Raw genomic sequence first — 21,843 nt, forward strand, 5'->3', positions numbered from 1 at the left:
ACTGAACGAGGCGACCTTGGGGTCGCCTTTTTTATGGGTGGTTTGGCTGGGATGAGGGCTAACCGCGCCGATAGTCGCGCGGTGAAACCTCAAACTGGCGCTTGAACACCCGCGAAAAATGCGCGGCATCGGTAAACCCCCAGCGAAACGCGATGTCGGTAATCGACTCATGCCCCATCGCCGGGTCCAGCAGTTCCCGCGCGCACGTTTGCAGGCGCGTGCGTTGGATGTAGCGGCATACCGAATCACCTTCAAGCTCGAACAACCGATACAACTGGCGCACTGAAATGTGCAGTTGCGCGGCCAGGCTCAGGGGCGACAGCGTGTGGTTGCCCAGGCTGTACTGGATCAGCCGCTCAGCTTGCAGTCGCAGCGAATCGCATACCAACGGTTGGTAATCGTAGTGCATCACCGGGTTGAGCAAGGCCAGCAGCGCATCCTCCAGGGCCTCGCCTTCCTGCGGCGTGGCCCATTGGTCCAGGTCGCCAAACGCCACTTGGCGTACCACCGTACGCAATACCTGGCCACTCATGCCCGCCGGCGACAGTTTGCCAAAGCGGCTGCCGCGCACCGGCAGTTTTTCGCGCGACAGGTGGATCGATACGTGGGTAAACAGCCCATGGGGTAACATTTCATAGGCTTTGGAGGAGTCCAGTAACGCCATGTCCCCCGTATTCAAGGTCAGGCGTTCGGTGCCCAGGTCGATATCCATGGCGCCCTCCTTTTGCAGCACCAGGAAGCAGAAGCGGTCGTCGTCGCTGCCGGCGTCAGCCTGGCGACGCTTGATGGAGGCGGCATTGGTGCGGATCCGGGCCACCTCGGTGCTGCCCAACAGGTGGCGCTGAACGTCACCGATAAACAATGCCTCGCCGTGTGCCGGGCGGGTCGAGAAGCGCCCGCAAACGTTCTGCAGCGTGCTGCTCCAGCGGGAAAAGTCGTGGGTGGGGTGTTCGTTCATCGCGGCCTCGGGCTAATCCTGCGGTGTGGGGTAACACCGCTGTTTCAGATGCACGCTTCGGGCCAGTGGCGCGTCGTGGGCACGACGCGCCTGGCAGGGCTCAGTACTTGATCATCACCGACTTCAATTCGGTGTAGTCGTCGATAAAGGCGCTGCCGAACTCACGGCCCACGCCCGACGCCTTGATACCGCCAAACGGCACGGCTGGGTCGATGAAGGTGTGCATGTTGACCCACACCGTGCCCGCCTCGATCTGCGGGATCAGGCGCATGGCCTTGGACAGGTCGTTAGTCCACAGGCTGGCGGTCAGGCCGAAAGGGCTGTCGTTCATCAACTCGACCAGTTCTTCTTCAGTGTCGAACGGCAAAAAGCAGGTTACCGGGCCAAAGATTTCTTCGTGCAGCAGGCTGTCGCCGGCACTGTGGGCGCGGATCACCGTGGGTTGAACGTAGTAACCGGGGCGATCGATGGCTTGGCCGCCGTAGACAATCTGGCTTTCGGCCGCGGCGCGTTTGAAGTAGCCAAGCATCTTCTCGAAGTGCGGTTTGTTGGCCAATGGGCCGAATTGCGCGCTTTCGTCCAGGGGCGAACCGATCTTCAGTTCGGCCAGGCCTGCGGCGAGTTTTTCCAGCAACTCATCGATGCGCGAACGGTGCACGTAGAAGCGCTCGGGCGAGGCGCACACCTGGCCCTGGTGCACGTAGGCGGTCTGGATGATCCCGGCCACGGCCATGTCCACGTCGACATCCGCCAGGAAGGCCGCCGGGTTCTTGCCTCCCAACTCCAGGGTGGCGCGGGTCAGGTTCGCCGCCATCGCCGCCTGGCCCACGGCGATGCCGGTAGGCACGGAGCCGGTGAAGGCTACTTTGCTGATCAGACGATGGGCAATCAGTTGCTGGCCCACCTGGCCACCACCGTTGACGATATTGAATGCGCCTGCCGGCACGCCGGCCTCGATGGCAAGCTCGGCAATACGCAACAGGGTCAGCGGGGTGAATTCACTGGGCTTGATCACCACGGTACAGCCGGTGACCAGGGCCGAGGCGATCTTCCAGATGCCGATCATCACCGAGAAATTCCACGGCACGATACCGGCCACCACGCCCACCGGCTCGCGGCGAGTAAAAGCGGTGTACTTTTCAGTGCCAAACGAGGGGATCGACGGCTGCATGGTCTCGCCGTTGATCTTGGTCGCCCAACCGGCGTAGTAACGCAGGAATACCGCGCTCTGGGCGATTTCGAAATGCCGCGACAGTTGGATGGACTTACCGGAGCATAGTGTCTCGATCTGCGCCAGTTCCTCATTGTTGGCGTCGATCAGGTCGGCGAGTTTGTTGAGGATCACGCCCTTCTGATACGGCAGCATATCGGCCCAGGCGCCCTTGAACGCCTGCCGCGCACCGTTGACCGCCGCCTGCACATCGGCTTCGTCAGCGTCACGAATGTGCGCGATGACTTGGCCATTGGCTGGGTTGACCACTGCTATTTTGTTGCTGGACAGGCTGGGTGCATAGGCACCGTCAATAAAATTGGCATGGTCGCGTTCAAGGAACGCAAGAACGCTGGGGAGTAGCTGGATTTCACTCATTTTCAGATCCGCCTGGTTTTTAAAGCCACCATGCGGTAAATCCAACGGTGATGCTTGAACGTGCCTGCCAATGAGTTGTGCAGGGCTGCCAGGTTGGGCCGCTACACGTACCCCAACGGCAACTGCGTCGTGGCTTTGATCTGTTCCATGGCAAAGCTGGAACTGATATCACTGATGCCTTCGATCTGGATCAGTTGCTTGTACACCGCGTCGTAGCCTGCGATGTCCGGCACCACGATGCGCAACAGGTAATCGGTATCGCCGGCCATGCGGTAGCACGCCACCACTTCAGGCAAACCACCGACCAGTTCGTGAAAGCGCGCCAGCCACTGTGCGTTGTGCTGGTGGGTGCGGATGGCAGCGAACACCGTGACCTTCACGTTCAACTGCAACGGGTCGAGCAAAGCCACCCGGCGCTGGATCATGCCACTTTCTTCCAGCTTCTGGATGCGCCGCCAACACGCCGTGCTGCCCAAGCCCACGCGCTCGGCAATCTCGCCTACCGGCAAGGTGCAATCGGCCTGAAGCAAGGTCAGGATGCTGCGGTCAAATTTGTCCACGCGGGGCGCCTTCGCAATATTTTTTCATAAAGGCATAAAGTAATGGAAAAATATTCTAGGCAACAGCGCGATCTGCGTCGATAAATCAATTTTTTTCACCGTGCTCCGGGGTAGTCTTTTCCCATCCTTTTTGATTGATCGGGAACACCTTCCATGAGCACCCTGCCCCTCTATTTCGACTACGCCGCCACCACTCCCGTGGACGACCGGGTGATCCAGGCCATGGTCGCTTGCCTCGGCCAGAGCGGCACGTTTGGCAACCCCGCTTCAAGCTCCCACGCCTACGGCAACCAGGCACGCCAAGCGGTGGAACTGGCACGCCGGCAAGTCGGTGAACTGGTGGGCGCGCCCGCCGAATCGATCATCTGGACCTCGGGCGCCACCGAGTCCAACAACCTGGCGATCAAGGGCGCTGCCCAAGCCAGCGACGGCCAGCGACGGCACATCATCACCAGCGTGATCGAGCACAAGGCGGTGCTCGATACCGTGCGCGAGCTGGAGCAACAGGGTTTCCCGGTAACCTGGCTGGTGCCCGATGCGAACGGCTTGATCCACCCCGCCGCCGTCATCGCGGCCCTGCGCAGCGACACCCTGCTGGTCAGCCTGATGCTGGTGAACAACGAGCTGGGCACCCTGACCGACATCGCCGGCATCGGCCAGGCCGTGCGGGCCAACGGCGCCCTGCTGCATGTGGACGCGGCCCAAGGTGCGGGCAAGGTGGCCATCGACTTGAGCTGCCTTGATGTCGACCTGATGTCTTTTTCCGCCCACAAGCTGTACGGCCCCAAGGGCATTGGCGCGCTGTACGTGGGTGCGCGGGCCAAGCCACTGCTCAAGGCCCAGATGCACGGCGGCGGTCACGAGCAGGGGCTGCGTTCGGGCACCCTGGCCACCCACCAGATCGTCGGCATGGGTGCAGCCTTCGCGCTGGCCTGCACCGAATTTGAAACCGACACCGTGCACATCAGCCAGTTGTGCGACACCTTGAAAACCCGCTTGCTGCAGTTGCCAGGCGTGCGCCTCAACGGCAGTGCCACCCAGCGTATTCCCAACACCTTGAACCTGTTGATCGAGCACCCGGGCTTTAACAGCGCGCGCCTGGCGGGCGACCTGGCCCTTTCCTCGACCTCGGCCTGCAACTCGGCCAGCCACGCCGCTTCCCACGTGCTGCTCGCCATTGGCCTGACCCAGGCCCAGGCCTTAAGCTGCGTGCGTCTGAGCTTTGGCCGCTACACCCGCACAGCCGACGTCGAACGGGCGTTTGCCGTGATAAGCGCCGCCTTGAGCGCTCCGGCGTTGCCGTGGTGATTGGCAGCTGAATCGATTCATTGATACCGGTTTCACAGCGCCTGCATTTCGGTCTAAGCTAGATCCTCTGTCGTGCGACATCCATGGAGGTAGTGTGATGAATCAAGAGAATCCACTGAGCAGCCTGTACCCGGCTGCCGCGGATATCCCGGAGCAGTATCGCCTCACCGGCCAGGTCGAGCAGCGCGAGTACCTGGTGGACGGCACGTTGCGCCGTTGGGAAGGCCCCCTGGCAACGGTGCGCAGCCCGATTTCCCTGGCCACCGAGCACGGTGACGAACCGGTGATCCTGGGCAGCACGCCGCTGCTCGATGCCGACACCGCCCTGACCGCCCTCGACGCCGCCGTGCGGGCCTACGATAAAGGCCGCGGCGCCTGGCCCAACCTGCGGGTGGCCGAGCGCATCCAGCATGTGGAAAGCTTTTTGGCGCGCATGCGTGAGCAGCGCGACGCCGTGGTCAAGCTGTTGATGTGGGAAATCGGCAAGAACCTCAAGGACTCGCAAAAAGAGTTCGACCGCACCTGCGACTACATCATCGACACGATCAACGCCCTCAAAGAGCTTGATCGTCGCTCCAGCCGCTTTGAGCTGGAACAGGACACGCTCGGCCAGATCCGCCGGGTGCCGCTGGGCGTGGCCTTGTGCATGGGCCCTTATAACTACCCGCTCAACGAAACCTTCACCACGCTGATCCCGGCGCTGATCATGGGCAACACCGTGGTGTTCAAGCCGGCCAAGTTCGGCGTGCTGTTGATTCGCCCCCTGCTCGAAGCCTTCCGCGACAGCTTCCCGCCTGGCGTGATCAACGTGATCTATGGCAGTGGCCGCGAAACCGTGAGCGCCCTGATGGCCAGCGGCAAGATCGACATCTTTGCCTTCATCGGCACCCACAAGGCTGCCAGCGACCTGAAAAAGCTGCACCCCAAGCCGCACCGGCTGCGGTCGGCCCTGGGCCTGGATGCGAAAAACCCAGGCATCGTGCTGCCCGAAGTGGACCTGGACAACGCCGTCAACGAAGCCGTGACCGGTTCGCTGTCGTTCAACGGCCAGCGCTGCACCGCGCTCAAGATTCTGTTCGTGCACGAAGAGGTGGTCGATCAGTTCGTGAGCAAGTTCAACGCCAAGCTGGCCACGCTCAAGCCCGGCATGCCGTGGGACCCGGCCGCCTCGCTGACACCGCTGCCGGAACCGGGCAAAACCGCCTACCTGTCGGGGCTGGTCAGTGATGCCGTGGAAAAAGGCGCCCGCGTGGTGAACGCCGGTGGTGGCGCGATTCGTGGCTCGTTCTTCTACCCCGCCGTGCTGTACCCGGTGACGCCGAGCATGCGCGTGTACCAGGAAGAGCAGTTCGGCCCGGTAGTGCCGATCGTGCCGTTCCGCGACCTGGAAACGGTGATCGACTACGTGCTTGAGTCCGACTTCGGCCAGCAGGCAAGTATCTTCGGCACCAACCCCGAGCAGGTCGGCAAGCTGGTGGACATTTTCGCCAACCAGGTGGGCCGCATCAACATCAATGCCCAGTGCCAACGCGGACCGGACACCTACCCGTTCAATGGTCGTAAAAACTCTGCAGAGGGCACGCTGTCGGTGGACGATGCATTGCGCACCTTCTCGATCCGCACCCTGGTAGCGACCAAGTTCCAGGAAGCCAACAAGACGTTGGTCAGCGAGATCATTCGTAATCGCCAGTCGAGCTTTTTGACCACCGATTATATTTTCTGATGGGATTTGCGGCGGGGCGCAATGCCCCGCCTGCACGCTGTTATCACTGACCGCGCAAGGCCTTGCTTGCATCACCTACAGCTGCGCGGCATGATCAGATCGTTTGCGTCCAGGACGACACGCACTTATGTCTGCTCCCCTCATCGCTGCCAGTGACAAGGCCTCGCGCCGCGCCGCATTGACCATGGCCCTGTGCCTGCCCAGCGACGTACTGCTTTACCTGCTGCTGCCCATGCAGCCCCAGGCTTTTGGCATTAGCTTGGCCCAGGCCGGCATCTTGCTGGCGGCCAACCGCCTGGTGCGCATCGTTGGCTACAGCCAGGTGGTGCGTTTCTATGCCCGTCACGGTGACCGCCTCACCAGCAGCATTGCCGCCGGTGCGGCTGCGCTGTGCGCCCTGGGCAATGCCACCCTCTCAGGCTTTGCCTGGCTGCTGGGCCTGCGCCTGGTATGGGGTTTGTGTTTCGCCGCGCTGAACCTCTCGACCCAGGTGATGGCCACCGCCGAGCCCAGCGGTGCTGCCAGGCGTTCAGGACCGGGCGCGGGCCATCGCCGCAATCGGGCCCATGCTGGCCCTGCCGCTGGGTGCCGCGCTGACCCACTGGTGGGGGCCGCGGGTGATCTTCGTGATACTGAGCGTGTGTTGTTTGCTGGGGCTGTGGTTCGCCCGTCAGTTGCCGGCCACCGGGCATGCCTTCAACGCTGCCGGCAAGCGTTTCAAGTGGCCGGACAGCGTGGCGGTGTGGTCGTTTGTCGAGGGCGTGGCGCTGGACGGGCTGTTCATTTTCGGCTTGTCGCTGCAAGCACAGAAGATGCTGGGCGCCGACGCCGTGCTGGTGGCAGGTGCGCTGATGGGCCTGCGCTACCTATCGGAAATGGTCTTGAGCCCCTTGGGCGGGCGGGCCGCACAACAGTTTGGTGCAACGCCCATGCTGCTGCTGTTCTCCATCGCCAGCGCCTTGGCCCTGACCGTGTTTGGCAGCCACTGGGTGATCGTCGGCGGCGCGGCGGTACTGGTGCTGCGTGCCCTGCAACTGCCCTTGGTGACCACCCTGGTGGCCGAACGCAACCCAGGGCCCAATCGCGTACAGGCACTGGCCTCCAACGCCGTATGGCGTGACGTGGGCGCAGGCCTGGGCCCGTTGCTGGCCGGTGTACTGTTGCCCGTTGCCTCGGCGCCTTGGGTGTTTGGCCTGGCGGGGCTGGCGATCGCCCTGAGTGCGGTGGCCTGCTGGCGGTACCAGCCGTGACCCTAGAAGTGCTGCTCAAACGTGGCCTGTTGGTGATGGTCACCGCCGCCATTACCCTGCTGGCCTGGCGCGCCTACGACAGTGAAAAAGGCCCGCCGTTGGCCAGTTGGCACACCTTCGTGCCCGATGAAATGAGCGTGACGCAGCTGAACCGGGCCAACTGGGCCGGCTGGCTTGCGGCCGAAGCCAACGCCTTCGATCAAGTGCGCGAACACGTCAGCGCCGATTTGCCCGAGCACACCCCGCGCATCAACCGTTACCGCAGCGACAGCCCTGTGTACCCGGCGCACTTCACGCAGGACTGGAACCGCTCCTATGAGCTGTTTCCCGATGGACCGCCCAAAGGCGTGGTGGTGCTGTTGCACGGCCTCACCGATTCGCCTTACAGCCTGCGACACATTGCCCAGCGCTACCGAGACTTGGGCTACCTGGCAGTGGGCCTGCGCCTGCCGGGGCATGGCACGGTGCCGGGGGCCCTGACTCGTGTGCAATGGCAGGACTGGCTGGCCGCCACCCGTCTGGCCGTGCGCGAAGCCCGCCTGCGTGTGCCGGCACCGGCGCCGCTGCACATCGTCGGGTTTTCCACCGGCGGGGCGCTGGCCGTCAAGTACGCCCTGGACAGCCTGGCAGACCCAAGCCTGGCCCGCGCCGATCAACTGGTTTTGCTGTCCCCCATGATTGGCGTGGCCGGGTCTGCCCGCTTTGCCGGCATTGCCGGTTGGCCGGCCATTCTCCCCGCCTTTGCCAAGGCCGCCTGGCTGAGCCGGCTGCCGGAGTTCAACCCGTTCAAGTACAACTCCTTTCCCGTGAACGCTGCACGGCAATCCTGGTTGCTGACCGATGTGCTGCAACGTCAACTGTCGGCCAAGGGCGCCCGGGGCTTGCCACCGATCCTGGCTTTTCAGTCGTTGGCCGATTACACCGTGAGCACGCCTGCGGTCATCAATAACCTGTTCAATCGCCTGCCCGCCAACGGCAGCGAACTGGTGCTGTACGACCTCAACCGCGCCGACGACTACGAAGGCCTGCTGGATGAAGACGGGGCGCTGTCAATCGAGCACCTGCTGCCGGCTACACCGCGCAATTACCGCACGACGGTGATCAGCAACGCATCGACGCACGACTCAACCATGAACATCAAAGACACCCCGGCGCAGAGCACGCACGAGCTCACCCAGCCGCTGGGCCTGGCCTACCCCGCGGATATTTTTTCACTGTCGCACATCGCCTTGCCGTTCCCCGTCACCGACGGTTTGTATGGGCAACAGCCGAGCCCCGCCGAGCACTTCGGCGTGCACCTGGGCACCCTGGCAGCACGAGGCGAGCGCGGCGTGCTGGTAGTGCCGCTGGACGCCTTGATGCGCTTGACCGCCAACCCGTTTTACCCCTACCAACTGCACCGCATCGAAGCGCATCTGCCCACGCCCTGACTTGTATCAATACGATTAGCGGCTACTTTCCTTAAAGTCGATTGAGTTGATCAAAAGGAAGTTCGCATGACCACGACAGCGGAGCAAAAACTTAGCCTGGGCGCCCTCACCGCCGTGGTGGTGGGCTCGATGATCGGTGGCGGGATCTTCTCGCTGCCGCAAAACGTCGCCAAAAGCGCCAGCCCCGGCGCGGCACTGATCGGCTGGGCCATCAGTGCGGTGGGCATGCTGATGCTGGCCTTCGTCTTCCAAAGCCTGGCCAACCGCAAGCCGCACCTCGATGCCGGGGTGTACGCCTATGCCAAGGCGGGGTTCGGTGACTACATCGGTTTCAACTCGGCCTGGGGTTACTGGCTGAGTTCCATGCTGGGCAATGTCAGTTACTTCGTGCTGATTTTCAGCGCCCTGGGCTACTTTTTTCCGGTGTTCGGCGAGGGCAACACCGTCACCGCCATCGCCTGCGCGTCGCTGCTGGTGTGGACCTTGCACGTTTTGATCCTGCGCGGCATCAAGCAGGCGGCCTTCATCAACCAACTGACCACCGTGGCGAAGATCGTCCCGCTGGTGCTGTTCATTATCATCGCGGCCATGGCCTTCAGCCTGGACATTTTCACCGAAGACTTCTGGGGCACGCTGCACCCCGAGTTTGGCAGCGTGATGAGCCAGGTGCGCAACATGATGCTGATCACCGTTTGGGTGTTCATCGGCATTGAGGGCGCCAACCTCTATTCCAGCCGCGCAAGCAAGCGCAGCGACGTCGGCAAGGCCACAGTGCTGGGGTTTCTGGGCGTGCTGTTACTGCTGGTGATGGTCAATGTGTTGAGCATGGGCATCATGCGCCAGGCGCAACTGGCCGGCCTGCCCAACCCCTCGATGGCCTACGTGCTGGAAGAGGTGGTGGGCCATTGGGGCGCGGTATTGATCATCGCAGGCCTGATCGTGTCGCTGTTCGGGGCGCTGCTGGTGTGGGTACTGCTCAGCGCAGAAATCATGTACGCCGCGGCGCACGACCAGACCATGCCGCGCTTCTTGGCCAAGGAAAACGCCAAGGGCGTACCGGTCAACGCGCTGTGGCTGAGCAATGGCACCGTGCAGGTGTTCCTGATCATCACCCTGTTTGCGGCCAGCACCTACACGAGCCTGGTGTACCTGGCCGCCTCGATGTCGCTGCTGCCCTACCTGTTTTCAGCAGGCTACGCGGTGTTGCTGGCCGCGCGCGGGGAAAGCTACGAACAGCTGTGGGATCAGCGCCGCAAGGACCTGGTGATTGGCCTGCTGGCGCTGATCTACAGCGTGTGGCTGGTGTACGCCGGCGGCATGGTGCACCTGTTGCTCTCGGCGCTGCTGTACACGCCCGGCGTGGTGCTGTTCATCAAGGCGCGCAGGGAACAGGGTAAACACGTGTTCACCAGCGCCGAGAAGGTCGTGTTCGCCGTGCTGCTGGTGGCCACGATCGCCGCGGCCTATGGGTTGTATGCGGGGTATTTGCATCTATAACCTCGCACAACCGCACTGGCCAGGCCTGCCTTAGCCGCCGTCGGTGTCGATGTCGGCATCGGTCTCCTCGCCCGGCTTGGCACCGGTGGGCTTGGGCTTGAAATCCGGACTGTAGTCGTTGTCCTTGGCCGTTTGATCGGTTTTCGGGGATTCTACCGGCGGTGCGCCGTCCGCCGGCACCGGATCGATGGCCGGGTCGTTGCGCCCGCTGACCTGGCTCTGGTCGCCTTGTTGCTGCTTGGCTTCGTTGCTCATTGATCACCTCGCTTGAGCCCGGAAAATGGCGGGCCTGATAGTTGGAGGTCTTCCGGGGGGCAGGGTTCTATTTATTTAATTGCCTAACCGTGACCGACCAGGCGTTTCGATCAGCCTCTCACCGCCCGCGATCGCCGAACTTTGTCGCATCAAGCGCCTCGAATTAAGACAGAACAAAAAACTTTTTCGAGGAACCCATCATGCGCCGCTCCTATCTGGCCTTTGCACTCTCGCTGCTGCTTGCCCCGCCCGCCTTCGCTGACAACGGCAGTGCTGCCGTCGGCGGTGGCGTGGGCGGTGTCCTGGGTAATGTCGTCGGTGGCCAGCTCGGTGGCAGCACCGGTGCAGCGGTGGGGGCCGGCGTCGGCGGTGCGGCGGGCGGCGCGGTGGGTGCCAAGAAGGGTAACCGCACCTCGGCTGCCGTCGGCGGCGGATTGGGCGCGGCCGGGGGCTCGGTGCTGGGCAATTCCCTGGGCGGCGCCACGGGCTCGGCCATTGGTGCCGGCGTGGGCGGTGCCGGTGGCGGCGCGGTGGGCAACAGTTTGTCCAACGGCGACAAACACAGTGGCGGCCACAACCGCCACCACAACCGCAAGCAGCACCGCGATTGATTGATGAAACCTGCCTGCCGGCCTTGCCCAACAAGGTTGGCATCAGGCACGCTCACACGCTTAACTTGGTGCAGGACGCCGTCGCCCTTGAGCCGTACATTTCGCTCCCTCAATAATTACAACTACAAGCTATGGGCCATTGGCGCGTTGGTGTCCAACATTGGTACCTGGATGCAGCGCACCGCCCAGGACTGGCTGGTGCTGACCGAACTCACCCACCGCAATGCCACCGCCGTGGGCATCGTGATGGCGTTGCAGTTCGGGCCCATGCTGTTGCTGCTGCCCCTTACCGGCATGGCTGCCGACCACCTGGACCGGCGCAAGCTGCTATTCGCCACCCAAGGCATCATGGCAACCCTGGCACTGGGCCTTGGCCTGATCACGGCGCTGGGCCTGGCGCAGCTGTGGATCGTCTATGTGTTCGCCTTTTTGTTGGGCTGCACCACCGCGTTCGATGCGCCGGCGCGCCAGACCTTTGTCGCAGAATTGGTGGGCGATGAGGATCTTTCCAACGCCGTGGCGCTGAACTCCGCCTCGTTCAACGCCGCGCGCATGATCGGCCCGGCGGTGGCCGGCGTGTTGATCAGCGTGATGAGCAGCGGCGGCGTGTTCCTGATCAATGCCGCCACCTTCGCCGCAGTGATCGGCTCGCTGTGCTTGCTGCGCGTTCACGAACTGCACCGCCAGGTACGTGCCGTGCGCACACGGGCCAGTTTCGCCGAAGGGTTTCGCTACGTGTGGCTGCGCCCGGACCTTAAAGCCATCCTGACCATGCTGTTTCTGATTGGCACCTTTGGCCTGAACTTTCCAATTTTTATCTCGACCATGGCGGTAACGGTTTTCCATGCCGGCGCCAGTGAATACGGCTTGCTCACCTCGACCATGGCCGTGGGTTCGGTAATTGGGGCCCTGCTCTCGGCACGCCGCGCCAAGCCGCGCCTGGCGTTGCTATTGGTGGGGGCCAGCGTGTTCGGCGCCGGGCTGACGATCGCGGCGGGGGTACCCAATTATTGGCTGTTCGGCCTGTTGCTGGTGGTGATCGGAATCAGCGCGCAAACCTTCAACACCACCGCCAACGCCGTCGTGCAATTGAGCACAGAGCCTGCCATGCGCGGGCGGGTCATGGCCATCCTGCTGGCGATCGCCATGGGCGGCACGCCGCTGGGCGCGCCGATCGTCGGCTGGGTGGCCGATACCTTCGGCCCGCGCTGGGCCCTGGGCATCGGTGCGGCGGCAGGCTTCGCCGCCACGGCCGTGGGCCTGCGGTACCTGGTGAAGTACCGGCAGTTGAAGGTGTGGCGCGAGGGCTGGCGGCTTCGGTCCAGTATGGCCGAGCCGCCTGACGCCGTACTTACTGCCCGGCTTTGAGGCTGCTGAAGGCCCGCGTTAACGCGCGGTTGAACTCCTTGCCATTGTCGTTTTTGCTGAACAGCGTGGCGCGCACCGACGCGGGCGGGTAGGTGCCCGGGTCATTGCGAATTCCCGGGTCCACCAGTGCGTCGGCAGCACTGATGGCGTTGGCATAGTGGATGGTGTCGGTGATCGGCGCGATCACGTCAGGGCGCATCAAAAAGTCCATCAGCGCAAGGCCGGCCGCCGGGTGCGGGGCATCCTTGGGGATGACCATGGCGTCGAACCAGATCAGCGTGCCTTCCTTGGGAATGCGGTAGTGCAGGCTGAACGGCTTGCCGGCCTGCTGGGCCTGCCCCGCCGCGATGCCGACGTTGCCGTTCCAGGACATGGCCACGCAGGTGTCGCCGTTGGCCAGGTCGTTGATGTTGCGGTCATTGTCGAAATAGCGGATGTAGGGTCGGATTTTCATCAACTGCGCCTGGGCGATTTTCAAGTCCGCCAGGCTTTGCTTGTTGATATCCAGGCCCAGGTAACGCATCACCGCCGCGTACAGTTCGTTGGGGTCGTTGAGCAGGCTGACGCCGCAATCGGCGAATTTGGACACCACGGCCGGGTCGAACAGCATCGCCCAGCTGTCCAGCGGCGCAGCCGGCAAGCGCTTGGTCACGGCCTCCTGCTGGTAGCCAACGCCGGTGGTGCCCCAGCCGTAGATCCCGGCATAACGATTGCCTGGGTCGAACACCGCCATGTGCTGGCGGAACTCCTCGCCGATGCCGGCGAAATGCGGCAACGCGGCCTTGTCCAGCGGCTGGATGGCACCGGCCTCGATCGCGCGGCTCAGGTGCTGGCCGGCGCTGAGCACCAGGTCGTAGCCGCTGCGCCCGGTCAGCAACTTGGTTTCCATGGTTTCCAGGGAATCGAAGTGGTCCTCCACCACCCGGATGCCGGTCTCTGCCTCGAACCGCTTAAGGGTGTCGGGGGCCAGGTATTCGCCCCAGATATACAGGTTGACCGTGGGCGTGTCAGCCGCCGTTGCACTGGCGGCGACCCCCAGCAGCGCTGCGGCGAGCAGCGTGTGCGCCTTCATGCGCGCACCCCGCCGGCGTATTGCGGCATGGTGATGCAGGCGACGTTGCCGCCACCGAGCAAGATCTCGCGGGAGTTCTCGATACCGATGATGCGGTGCTGCGGGAACAATTCGGCCAAGGTGGCCTGCGCTGCCTGATCGTGGCGCCCGCCGAACAGCGGCACCACGATGGCCGAGTTACCGGCGTAGTAGTTGATGTACGAGGCGCAGATCTGGGTGCCGGCTTCGCGCACGTGGGTGCCATCGATATGGTCAAGGCCTGCGGCCTCTTCGGCCGTCCACTCCAGCACATCGGGCTGGGCCAGCTTGTGCACGATCAGTTCGCGGCCACGGCTGTCGCGGGTGCTGCGCAAAATGTCATAGGCCTCCTGGTAGATCTCCCACTGCGGGTCGTCGCGGTTGTCGGTCCATTGCAGTACCACCTCGCCTGGCCGCACGAAGCAGGCCAGGTCGTCGACGTGGCCATCGGTTTCGTCGAACTTGCAGCCGCGCGGCAGCCAGATGATTTGCTCGGCACCCAGGTAGTCGGTGAGCCGGCGAGTCACTTCGTCCTTGCCCAGGTGGGCATTGCGGTTGCGGTTGAGCAGGCACTGCTCGGTGGTCAGGATGCTGCCCTGGCCATCGCTCTGGATACCGCCCAGCTCGGCAATCAAGGGCGCGCGGTAGCGATCCAAATGCTCGATTTCTAGAATCTTCTGGGCGATCTGGTCGTCCTTGTCCCAGGGGTAATAAAGGCCGCCGTCCAGGCCACCGTAGGCGTTGAACTGGAAGTCGACGCCGCGCACCTCGCCGGTGGCGTCATTGACCACGAAGCACGGGCCGCTGTCGCGAAACCAAGTGTCGTTGCAGGTCATTTCCACTACCCGCACGTGGTCGGGCAGCAGGTGGCGGGCGTTGGCGTATTGGGCGGCCGAGGCGCACACCGTGACCGGTTCGCTCTGGGCGATGGCGCTGACGATCTGCACCCACACCTGCTGCGCCGGCTTGCCGCCATTGCGCCACACGTCGGGGCGCTCCGGCCAGCCGAGCCAGCAACGGGTCTTGGTTTCGAATTCGCCGGGCAAGCGAAAACCGTCGGCCTTGGGGGTGGTGAGCAGTGAGCGGGTCATGGCAACGCCTCATGGGGTGGGATGACCGGCAAACTATCACCGCCCACGCGGCGCCTTCCAACGAGCATTTCTAAGGGATAGGTGAGTTAAATTCAGGCAAGCTGCAATTGCCCTTCCAGCCAGTGCAGGAACGCTGCCACGGCGGGCCGCTCCAGGCGCAGGCGCTCACCCACGATAGCGTACTGGCCCAACGCCGTGATGCTGGCGGTGAAGGGGCGTACCAGCCGGCCGTTGGCCAGGTCTTCGGTGGCGGTCAGGTTGTCGCCCATTGCCACGCCCTGCCCTTGCGCCGCCGCTTCCAGGGCCAGGCCGGCGTGGGCGAAATACAGGTGGCGGCTGGCTTGCAAGTGGCCAGCATGGGCGCCCAGCCAACTGGCCCAGGTGGTGCCGTCCTGGTCATCGTGAAGCAGGCCGTGGCCGGCCAGGTCCGCAGGCGCATGCAACGTGCCCTGGTTGAACAGCGCTGGGCTGCACACCGGAAAGAACACCAGCACCGGCAGCGGTTTGACCCAATAGGCACTGCCATCTTCGGGGCCGGCACCGTAGGTGATCGCCAGGTCGATGTCTTCACCCGGTACACGGGCGTCGATGGGTTGTTCGTGCAGGTGCAAGGTGATGTGCGGGCATTGGCTGGTGAAGTCGGCCAGCCGGCGCACCAGCCACTTTTGCGCAAGCTCGGCGGTGACCGCGATGCGCAGCACTGCTTGGGAAGCCGGGTCGCGCAGTTCGTCGCACGCGTCCCCCACCAGCTCGAAGGCCTGTTGCAGGCGCTGCAACAAGCGCAGCGCCGCAGGTGTAGGGCGAACCTGGCGGCCTTCGCGCACGAAAAGCTCGGTGCCCAGTTCGCCTTCCAACTGACGGATCTGGTGGCTGACGGCGCTGTCGGTGACGCACAACTCGGCCGCCGCGCGGCCGAAATGCGCATGGCGGGCGGCGCACTCGAAAGTGCGCAAGGCGGTCAGGGATGGGAGGCGGCGCATCAAGTCAATCCATCAACACAGCGTTATGCCCAAGAGGGCTCAATGCAAGTTCAGCGCCCGACTTTCAGCCACATTCTGCGGCGTCAGTCTCCCGTCACTCTGCCCGAACCGGCGCAATACAAACGTACCCACCGCAGCCAACTCCTTGTCGCTATAGCCCTTGCCGAAGTCCGGCATGCGCTGGTCGGGCCCGGCGGCGCCGTTCAGGTGGCCGCCGAGCAGCACGCCCAGCAGGTTGGTGCCGGCCGGGTCGTTCACCGTCTTCAAGCCCAGCAACGTGGCCACTGGCGTCTGGTTGCCGGTGCCGTCCAGGCGGTGGCACGCCGCACACGAATCGGCAAACAGCTTGCGCCCCAACGCATCGCCCGGCTCTGCCGCCACTTGGCTGACCTCCGGTGTGGGCCGTGGAACGCCTTCGGCCCGTGCCGGTGTACTTTTCAGGTACACGGCGATGGCTTGCAAATCGCCGGGCTCCAGGTAGCGCAGGCTGTGTTCGACCGCATCGGCCATCGGCCCACCGGCCATGCCGTAGCCCGGCGCATAGCCCTTGGACAAGTAGCTGACCAGTGCCTCGTTGGGCCAGGCGCCGATGCCGTATTGCGTGTCGGAGCTGATGTTATAGGCGCGCCAGTTACCCAACAAGCTGCCCGCCAGCGAGCGGCTGCTGCTGACGGCCTGGGCGATGTTGCGAGGGGTGTGGCATTCGCCGCAGTGCCCCGGCCCTTCCACCAGGTAGGCGCCGCGGTTCCATTCGGCCGATTGTTTGGGGTCGGCCTCAAAGCGCTTGTCACCCAGGAACGCCGCGTTCCAGAAGAACATGCCCCAACGCTGGTTGAACGGGAACGAAATGGCATTTTCCGTGGGCGGCTGGTTCACGGGTGCCAAACTGAACAGGTACGCCTTGATCGCCAGGATGTCTTCGCGGGGCATCAGCGTGTACGAGGTGTAGGGGAAAGCCGGGTAGTAATGCTTGCCGTCCTTGCCCACGCCTTTTTGCAGGGCACTGACAAACTCGTCATCGGTCCAATCGCCGATTCCGGTGGCCTTGTCGGGGGTGATGTTGGGCGAATACAAGGTGCCGAACGGCAGCTTGAACGCCAGCCCGCCGGCCAGTTCCTTGCCACCGGCCACGGTGTGGCAGGCCACGCAGTCGGCGGCGCGGGTCAGGTATTGGCCTTTTTGGATCAGGCCTGCGTCATCGGCCTGGGCGTGCAGGCATGCACTGGCCAACGCCAGCACCGCGGCGGTATGGATAGCTTTCATGGCAGCGCTCCTCACAGGGTGTAGTAGCCGGAACGGCTCAAGGGCAAACGACGCACGCGGGTACTGGACGCCGCGTGCAGGGCATTGACCAGGGCTGCAGCCACCGGCACCGCACCGGTTTCACCGACCCCACCAGGGGCTTCCAGGCTGGGCATCAGGTGCACCTCCACAGGCGGCGCGTCGCTCATGCGCAGCTGCCGGTAGGCGTGGAAGTTGTTTTGTTGCACCTGGCCGTTTTCCACGAGGATTTCGTTGAACAACGCTGCCGACAGGCCGAACAAAGTACCGCCCTCCACTTGGGAGGTGACCGAGGTGGGGTTGTTGACGAAACCACAATCGATCACCGACAGCAGGCGCTTGATGCGCACGCCGCGTTCGCCCTGGGTCTGGAGCTCCACCACGGTGGCGATGTAGCTGCCGAACACCGCCGTGACGGCCACTCCACGCCCCTGCCCCTTGGGCAACGGCGTGTTCCAGTTGGCCAGTTCTGCCGCGCGCTTGAGCACGGCTGCCGCGCGCGGTTGCTTGGCCAACAGCTTCAAACGGTAGGCCACCGGGTCGGCCTTGGCATTGTGGGCCAGTTCATCGATGAAGCTTTCCAGCACGTAGGTGCTGCGCAGCGGCCCTACCCCACGCCACCACGACACCGGCAGGGTGCCTGGGTCTTCGCGGATGTAGCGCACCTGCAAGTGAGGCAGTTGATAGATGGGCTCGATCGCCACTTCCACCGCGTCGGCATCCACGCCGTTGTCAGGCAGCTTGCCGATGTAGCTGGCAATCACCGAGGCGCCGGCAATGCGGTGCTCCCAGCCCTGCAACTGGCCATCGTCATCCAGCGCCGCGTTGATGCGGTCCACGTAGTGCGGGCGATAGCGGTCGTGGGTCATGTCCTCTTCGCGGCTCCAGATCAGTTTGATCGGGTAGCTGACCTGGCGGGCGATGTCCACGGCCTGGAAGATGAAGTCCGACTCCAATCGACGGCCGAAAGCGCCGCCAATCAACTGGTTGTGAATGATCACCTGGTCCTGGCTGCGGCCGCTGATCTTGGCCGCGCCCATCTGGGCGAACACCGGCGCCTGGGTACCCACCCACAGCTCGCAGGCGTCCGGGCGCACGTGGGCCACGCAGGTCATCGGCTCCAGCGGCGAGTGGGACAGGAAGGGTTGTTCGTACACCGCCTCGAAGCGGTGGCTGGCCGAGGCCAGGGCGGTGTCGATGTCGCCTTCGCGCTTGGCCACCACGCCGTCGCGGTGGCTGGCGTCCAGCAGGGCCTTGTCCAATTGCGCCGAGTTGCCGCTGGCGTTCTTGCCCAGGTCCCAATCAATGCGCAGAGCCTTGAGGCCTTGCTGGCAGGCCCAGAAGTTGCTCGCGGTCACGGCCACGGCGTTGTCCAGGCGCACGATGTCGCGCACCCCCGGTACCTGGCGTGCCGCGCCTTCGTCGAGGCCGCGCAAGGTGCCGCCGTGCACCGGGCAGGTCAGGGTCGAGGCGATCAGCATGCCGGGCACTTGCACGTCGATGGTGAAGCGCGCCTTGCCGTTGACCTTGTTCGGCGTGTCCAGGCGCTGGGCCGGGGTGCCGAGCAACTTGAAGTCGGCGATGGCCTTGAGCGGCACGTCAGTGGGCAGCGGGAGTTGGGCGGCTGCCTCTACCAGCTCGCCGTACGTCGCATGCTGGCCGGCCGGGCCAAGGACGCGGCCCTGCTCGGCGTGGCATTTGCTGGGCGCGACATTCCAGCGCAGCGCGGCGGCCTGCACCAGCAAAATGCGCGCGCTGGCCCCGGCCTTGCGCAGCGGCTCCCAGGTGTAACGGGTGGACGAAGAGCCCCCGGTGGCCTGGAACTGCAACAACGTGTCGGTGTACAGCGCATTATTGGGCGGCGCCTCTTGCAGGTCGACCTGGTCCAGGCCCACCTCCAGTTCTTCGGCCACCATCATGGCGATGCCGGTTTGCACGCCCTGGCCCATTTCGATTTTTGGCGAGATCACCGTGACCCGGCCATCGTGGCCCACCCGCACAAAGGCGCCGAACCCGGGTGATGCCTGATCACCCAGGCGGGCGGTGGCAACCGCCTGGGCTGCCGCGCCCTGGGCGCGCATCGAGGGCAGCCAGGTGCTGAGTATCAGGCCGCCGGTGGCCAGCGCGCCGCCTTTGAGCAAGCCACGCCGGGACAGTGAAGCCGTGGTATCGGACATGCTTACCTCCTCAGGCCTGGCTGACGCTTTTGATGGCGGCGCGGATGCGCGTGTAGGTGGCGCAGCGGCACATATTGCCGGACATCGCCGTGACGATTTGCTCGTCATTGGCCTTGGGGTGCTCGGTGAGCAGCGCCACGGCCGACATGATTTGCCCGGACTGGCAGTACCCGCACTGCACCACCTCGTGTTCCAGCCAGGCCTTTTGCACGCTCTGGCCCACGGGCGTCTGATCGATGGCCTCGATGGTGGTCACCGGCTTGCCGGCGACGGCACTGACCGGCAACACGCAGGAACGCACCGCGCGGCCGTCCAGGTGCACGGTGCACACGCCGCACTGGGCGATGCCACAGCCGTATTTGGTGCCGGTCATGCCCAGCACGTCGCGCAGCACCCAGAGCAATGGCATGTCCGCGGGGACATCCACCTCATGGTCCTGACCATTGATGGTGAGTTTTTGCATGTTGACCTCGAGCGCAAATCACGGGTGTCACGGCCCCTGTGGGGCCGCAATCGTGGCCGCGCGGTCATTGCCGCACGGCCTTATAAAGTGTCTGGGACGCAGTATCGCGCCCTTAAGCGTAGCCCGTCATCAGTTTTGTCGATGAGATCATTGAAGCCGCTGAGCGCGGGTTTTGCTATCGTGTGGGCCGCCCTTCACCGTCACCCACGAGAGCCCCATGTCGCCCCTGGAAATCATCGCCGTTATCGTCAACGTATTGGGCGTGTGGCTGACCGCCAAGCGCATCCGCTGGTGCTGGCCGGTCAACGTGGTCGCCGTGCTGTTGTATGTGTGGATTTTCTACGACGTGAAGCTGTATTCGGACATGCTGTTGCAAGTGCTGTTCGCCTTCTTGCAAGCCTACGGTTGGTGGCGCTGGAGCCAGGGCGGCCTGGACCAAGGCCGCGTGCACGCCGAGCGTTTGCCGCTGCGCGAAGGGGTGCTGGGCGTGCTGGCCGGCGCTGGCGCTGGGTTGTTGCTGGGCTGGCTGACCCACACCTTCACCGACGCTGCCCTGCCCTGGCTCGACGCCCAGCTGACCGGTTTCAGCGTGGTCGCCAGCCTCTGGGCCGCGCGCAAGTACGTGGCCAGTTGGGGCCTGTGGATCGTGCTGGATGTGATCTACGTGGGCCAATACCTGTACAAGGACCTGACACTCACGGCAGGCTTGTATGCAGGCTTCGTGGTGTTGGCGGTGTATGGGTTGCGGGCCTGGCAGCGAGATGTTCGGCAACTGGCCAACGCTTGAGCCAAGTGCTGGGCAGGCGCGGCGGGCCAGCGCCTACAAGGGCTGCAAGCAACGCCTGAACGCCTGCTGCAAAGCTGACTGGCGCTGACCATATCGCCCCACCAGCACCAGTTCCCGATCAAAACCCAGGTCACCCAGCGGCAGGATTCGCAGCCCTTCGGGCTGTTCCAGCCATAAGCCTGCCAGCGGAATCAACGCCACCCCCAGGCCCATCCGTACCATGCGCGCGATGGCATCCAGTTCATCGAGCTCCAGCACCTGGCGCACCTGCAGTTTGTGCTCACGCAAAAACTGGCTCACGCGCCGGCCGCCGAACGAGTTGCGATCGTAGCGAATCAACGGCTGCTCCCTGAGCACGAGCAGCGGGTCATCACCCGGCACCCCCAGCGCCGTGATCAACACGAACGGCTCAGTGGCCAGCACTTCTAGGTGCAGTTCCTTGGGCAAGGCAAACGGGGGGCGAATCATCAACGCCAGGTCGATTTCGCCCGCATCCACCTGGCTCAGCAGGTTCAACGAGACGCCAGGCGTCAGCTTGACACTGATTTGCGGGGCCTCGCGGTTGAGCTGTAACAACGCCTTGGGCAACAAACCGGTCTGCACGGTGTTCACCGCACCGATGCGCAGCAGGCCTTGCAAAGAGCTCTGGGGGGCGCCCATGCGCGCGAACGTCGCCAGCATCTCCTCGGCCAAGGGAATGGCGCGAAGCCCGGCCGCGTTCAACGTGGCCGCCCGCCCGGTGCGGTCGAACAGCCGCACGCCCAACGCTTGCTCAAGGTTCTTGATCTGCGCGCTCACGGCAGACTGGGTCAGGCCCACCTGCTGGCCTGCGGCGGCAAAGGTACCGAGGCGGGCCACACTCAGGAAGGTTTTCAGTTCTCGGTTCACTGCGGGCGCCTGATCGAAATTATTAAGGCTGGGCAGCAATTTTATGCGCTTTGCATCGAAATTCAAATGACTGACAATGCGCTCACACCCACCCTGATTGGAGCCCACCATGGCATTGTCACCGTTCCACCTGGCCATCCCGGTCTACGACCTCGCCGCCGCACGGCACTTCTACGGTGAAGTGTTCGGCTTGGCCGAAGGCCGTTCCAGCGAGCAGTGGGTCGATTTCGACTTTTACGGCCATCAGTTGGTGATCCACCAGCACCCACAAACGCAATCCCAGGAAGCCGCCCACACCAATGCGGTAGACGGCCACGACGTGCCGGTGCCGCATTTCGGCATCGTGTTGCAATGGCAGGAATGGGAGGCCCTGGCCGAACGGCTGCGGGCGCGCAAAACACAGTTTGTGATCGAGCCCTACGTGCGTTTTCAGGGCCAGGTGGGCGAGCAGGCGACGATGTTCCTGTTCGACCCGTGCGGCAACGCTCTGGAGTTCAAGGCGTTCAAGGACATGAGCCAGCTGTTTGCCAAATAACCT

General features: G+C 63.8%; 19 protein-coding genes and 1 pseudogene. 9 read left to right on the plus strand and 11 right to left on the minus strand.

What is annotated here, in order from left to right; all coding sequences use genetic code 11:
- Positions 1–58 precede the first annotated feature (58 nt).
- From feaR to L9B60_RS27730, 3 genes are all read right to left on the minus strand, one after another.
- Positions 59–958: a transcriptional regulator FeaR gene (feaR, locus tag L9B60_RS27720; protein ID WP_249674187.1), complete on the minus strand. Its 900-nt coding sequence runs from the start codon at positions 956–958 to the stop codon at positions 59–61.
- Between the two features lie 100 nt (positions 959–1,058).
- The gene (locus L9B60_RS27725; RefSeq protein WP_249674188.1) at positions 1,059–2,546 is read right to left on the minus strand and encodes an aldehyde dehydrogenase family protein; all 1,488 of its coding nucleotides are present in this window, start codon (positions 2,544–2,546) and stop codon (positions 1,059–1,061) included.
- A 101-nt stretch (positions 2,547–2,647) separates the two neighbouring features.
- Positions 2,648–3,106, minus strand: coding sequence for an Lrp/AsnC family transcriptional regulator (locus L9B60_RS27730; protein WP_249674189.1), 459 nt, complete (start codon positions 3,104–3,106; stop codon positions 2,648–2,650).
- Positions 3,107–3,259: 153 nt separating this feature from the next.
- Between L9B60_RS27730 and L9B60_RS27735 the strand changes: the two genes are divergently transcribed.
- The 5 genes and pseudogenes from L9B60_RS27735 (at position 3,260) to arcD (ending at position 10,314) form a co-directional block, all read left to right on the plus strand.
- Positions 3,260–4,414 carry a cysteine desulfurase family protein gene (locus tag L9B60_RS27735; RefSeq protein ID WP_249674191.1) on the plus strand — a complete coding sequence of 385 codons (1,155 nt, stop codon included), beginning with the start codon at positions 3,260–3,262 and terminating at the stop codon, positions 4,412–4,414.
- 97 nt (positions 4,415–4,511) lie between these two features.
- Positions 4,512–6,137, plus strand: coding sequence for an NADP-dependent glyceraldehyde-3-phosphate dehydrogenase (locus tag L9B60_RS27740; RefSeq protein ID WP_249674192.1), 1,626 nt, complete (start codon positions 4,512–4,514; stop codon positions 6,135–6,137).
- Positions 6,138–6,264: 127 nt separating this feature from the next.
- Positions 6,265–7,387: pseudogene (locus L9B60_RS27745) on the plus strand (MFS transporter).
- A 35-nt stretch (positions 7,388–7,422) separates the two neighbouring features.
- Positions 7,423–8,817 carry an alpha/beta hydrolase gene (locus L9B60_RS27750; protein WP_438866160.1) on the plus strand — a complete coding sequence of 465 codons (1,395 nt, stop codon included), beginning with the start codon at positions 7,423–7,425 and terminating at the stop codon, positions 8,815–8,817.
- Positions 8,818–8,883: 66 nt separating this feature from the next.
- Entirely contained in the window at positions 8,884–10,314 is a 1,431-nt protein-coding gene (gene arcD, locus L9B60_RS27755; RefSeq protein ID WP_249674195.1) for an arginine-ornithine antiporter, read from the plus strand.
- A 30-nt stretch (positions 10,315–10,344) separates the two neighbouring features.
- On the opposite strand, the gene L9B60_RS27760 is transcribed toward arcD, so the two are convergent.
- Entirely contained in the window at positions 10,345–10,569 is a 225-nt protein-coding gene (locus L9B60_RS27760; RefSeq protein WP_249674197.1) for a hypothetical protein, read from the minus strand.
- Between the two features lie 200 nt (positions 10,570–10,769).
- Between L9B60_RS27760 and L9B60_RS27765 the strand changes: the two genes are divergently transcribed.
- Positions 10,770–11,180 (plus strand): glycine zipper domain-containing protein, encoded by a 411-nt coding sequence (locus L9B60_RS27765; protein WP_249674199.1) that lies wholly within the window; start codon positions 10,770–10,772, stop codon positions 11,178–11,180.
- An 87-nt stretch (positions 11,181–11,267) separates the two neighbouring features.
- Positions 11,268–12,548 (plus strand): MFS transporter, encoded by a 1,281-nt coding sequence (locus L9B60_RS27770; protein WP_249674201.1) that lies wholly within the window; start codon positions 11,268–11,270, stop codon positions 12,546–12,548.
- On the opposite strand, the gene L9B60_RS27775 is transcribed toward L9B60_RS27770, so the two are convergent.
- The 6 genes from L9B60_RS27775 to L9B60_RS27800 form a co-directional block, all read right to left on the minus strand.
- Positions 12,532–13,620, minus strand: a complete 1,089-nt coding sequence (locus L9B60_RS27775; RefSeq protein WP_249674202.1) for an extracellular solute-binding protein — start codon at positions 13,618–13,620, stop codon at positions 12,532–12,534. The two genes, L9B60_RS27770 and L9B60_RS27775, sit on opposite strands and share 17 nt — an antisense overlap.
- On the minus strand, positions 13,617–14,729 hold the full coding sequence (gene aguA, locus L9B60_RS27780) for an agmatine deiminase (protein WP_249674204.1): 1,113 nt from the start codon (positions 14,727–14,729) through the stop codon (positions 13,617–13,619). Before aguA ends, L9B60_RS27775 begins: the two co-directional genes overlap by 4 nt.
- Positions 14,730–14,821: 92 nt before the next feature.
- On the minus strand, positions 14,822–15,709 hold the full coding sequence (locus L9B60_RS27785) for a LysR substrate-binding domain-containing protein (protein ID WP_249674206.1): 888 nt from the start codon (positions 15,707–15,709) through the stop codon (positions 14,822–14,824).
- 39 nt (positions 15,710–15,748) lie between these two features.
- The gene (locus L9B60_RS27790) at positions 15,749–16,972 is read right to left on the minus strand and encodes a cytochrome c (RefSeq protein ID WP_249674209.1); all 1,224 of its coding nucleotides are present in this window, start codon (positions 16,970–16,972) and stop codon (positions 15,749–15,751) included.
- 11 nt (positions 16,973–16,983) lie between these two features.
- Positions 16,984–19,167, minus strand: a complete 2,184-nt coding sequence (locus L9B60_RS27795) for a xanthine dehydrogenase family protein molybdopterin-binding subunit (protein WP_249674211.1) — start codon at positions 19,165–19,167, stop codon at positions 16,984–16,986.
- Positions 19,168–19,177: 10 nt separating this feature from the next.
- On the minus strand, positions 19,178–19,630 hold the full coding sequence (locus L9B60_RS27800; RefSeq protein ID WP_249674213.1) for a (2Fe-2S)-binding protein: 453 nt from the start codon (positions 19,628–19,630) through the stop codon (positions 19,178–19,180).
- Positions 19,631–19,847: 217 nt separating this feature from the next.
- On the opposite strand from L9B60_RS27800, the gene pnuC reads away from it, so the two are divergent.
- Positions 19,848–20,417, plus strand: a complete 570-nt coding sequence (pnuC, locus tag L9B60_RS27805; protein WP_249674215.1) for a nicotinamide riboside transporter PnuC — start codon at positions 19,848–19,850, stop codon at positions 20,415–20,417.
- A gap of 33 nt (positions 20,418–20,450) precedes the next feature.
- Here the strand turns inward: pnuC and L9B60_RS27810 are convergent, their stop codons facing one another.
- A complete protein-coding gene (locus tag L9B60_RS27810) occupies positions 20,451–21,305 on the minus strand; it encodes a LysR family transcriptional regulator (RefSeq protein WP_249674216.1) in 855 nt (284 codons plus the stop codon).
- A 109-nt stretch (positions 21,306–21,414) separates the two neighbouring features.
- Here L9B60_RS27810 and L9B60_RS27815 point away from each other — a divergent pair, with 109 nt between their 5' ends.
- The gene (locus L9B60_RS27815) at positions 21,415–21,840 is read left to right on the plus strand and encodes a VOC family protein (RefSeq protein ID WP_249674218.1); all 426 of its coding nucleotides are present in this window, start codon (positions 21,415–21,417) and stop codon (positions 21,838–21,840) included.
- Positions 21,841–21,843: the final 3 nt, after the last annotated feature.

The sequence above is a fragment of the Pseudomonas abieticivorans genome, from assembly GCF_023509015.1.
Classification (GTDB): Bacteria; Pseudomonadota; Gammaproteobacteria; order Pseudomonadales; family Pseudomonadaceae; genus Aquipseudomonas; species Aquipseudomonas abieticivorans.

Coding starts and splice junctions, on each gene's coding strand:
- L9B60_RS27725 (WP_249674188.1), bottom strand. CDS start 2,546: ATGAGTGAAATCCAGCTACTCCCCAGCGTTCTTGCGTTCCTTGAACGC.
- L9B60_RS27765 (WP_249674199.1), top strand. CDS start 10,770: ATGCGCCGCTCCTATCTGGCCTTTGCACTCTCGCTGCTGCTTGCCCCG.
- L9B60_RS27740 (WP_249674192.1), top strand. CDS start 4,512: ATGAATCAAGAGAATCCACTGAGCAGCCTGTACCCGGCTGCCGCGGAT.
- L9B60_RS27750 (WP_438866160.1), top strand. CDS start 7,423: ATGGTCACCGCCGCCATTACCCTGCTGGCCTGGCGCGCCTACGACAGT.
- L9B60_RS27735 (WP_249674191.1), top strand. CDS start 3,260: ATGAGCACCCTGCCCCTCTATTTCGACTACGCCGCCACCACTCCCGTG.
- L9B60_RS27800 (WP_249674213.1), bottom strand. CDS start 19,630: ATGCAAAAACTCACCATCAATGGTCAGGACCATGAGGTGGATGTCCCC.
- feaR (WP_249674187.1), bottom strand. CDS start 958: ATGAACGAACACCCCACCCACGACTTTTCCCGCTGGAGCAGCACGCTG.
- L9B60_RS27785 (WP_249674206.1), bottom strand. CDS start 15,709: ATGCGCCGCCTCCCATCCCTGACCGCCTTGCGCACTTTCGAGTGCGCC.
- L9B60_RS27790 (WP_249674209.1), bottom strand. CDS start 16,972: ATGAAAGCTATCCATACCGCCGCGGTGCTGGCGTTGGCCAGTGCATGC.
- L9B60_RS27795 (WP_249674211.1), bottom strand. CDS start 19,167: ATGTCCGATACCACGGCTTCACTGTCCCGGCGTGGCTTGCTCAAAGGC.
- L9B60_RS27815 (WP_249674218.1), top strand. CDS start 21,415: ATGGCATTGTCACCGTTCCACCTGGCCATCCCGGTCTACGACCTCGCC.
- pnuC (WP_249674215.1), top strand. CDS start 19,848: ATGTCGCCCCTGGAAATCATCGCCGTTATCGTCAACGTATTGGGCGTG.
- L9B60_RS27760 (WP_249674197.1), bottom strand. CDS start 10,569: ATGAGCAACGAAGCCAAGCAGCAACAAGGCGACCAGAGCCAGGTCAGC.
- aguA (WP_249674204.1), bottom strand. CDS start 14,729: ATGACCCGCTCACTGCTCACCACCCCCAAGGCCGACGGTTTTCGCTTG.
- L9B60_RS27775 (WP_249674202.1), bottom strand. CDS start 13,620: ATGAAGGCGCACACGCTGCTCGCCGCAGCGCTGCTGGGGGTCGCCGCC.
- arcD (WP_249674195.1), top strand. CDS start 8,884: ATGACCACGACAGCGGAGCAAAAACTTAGCCTGGGCGCCCTCACCGCC.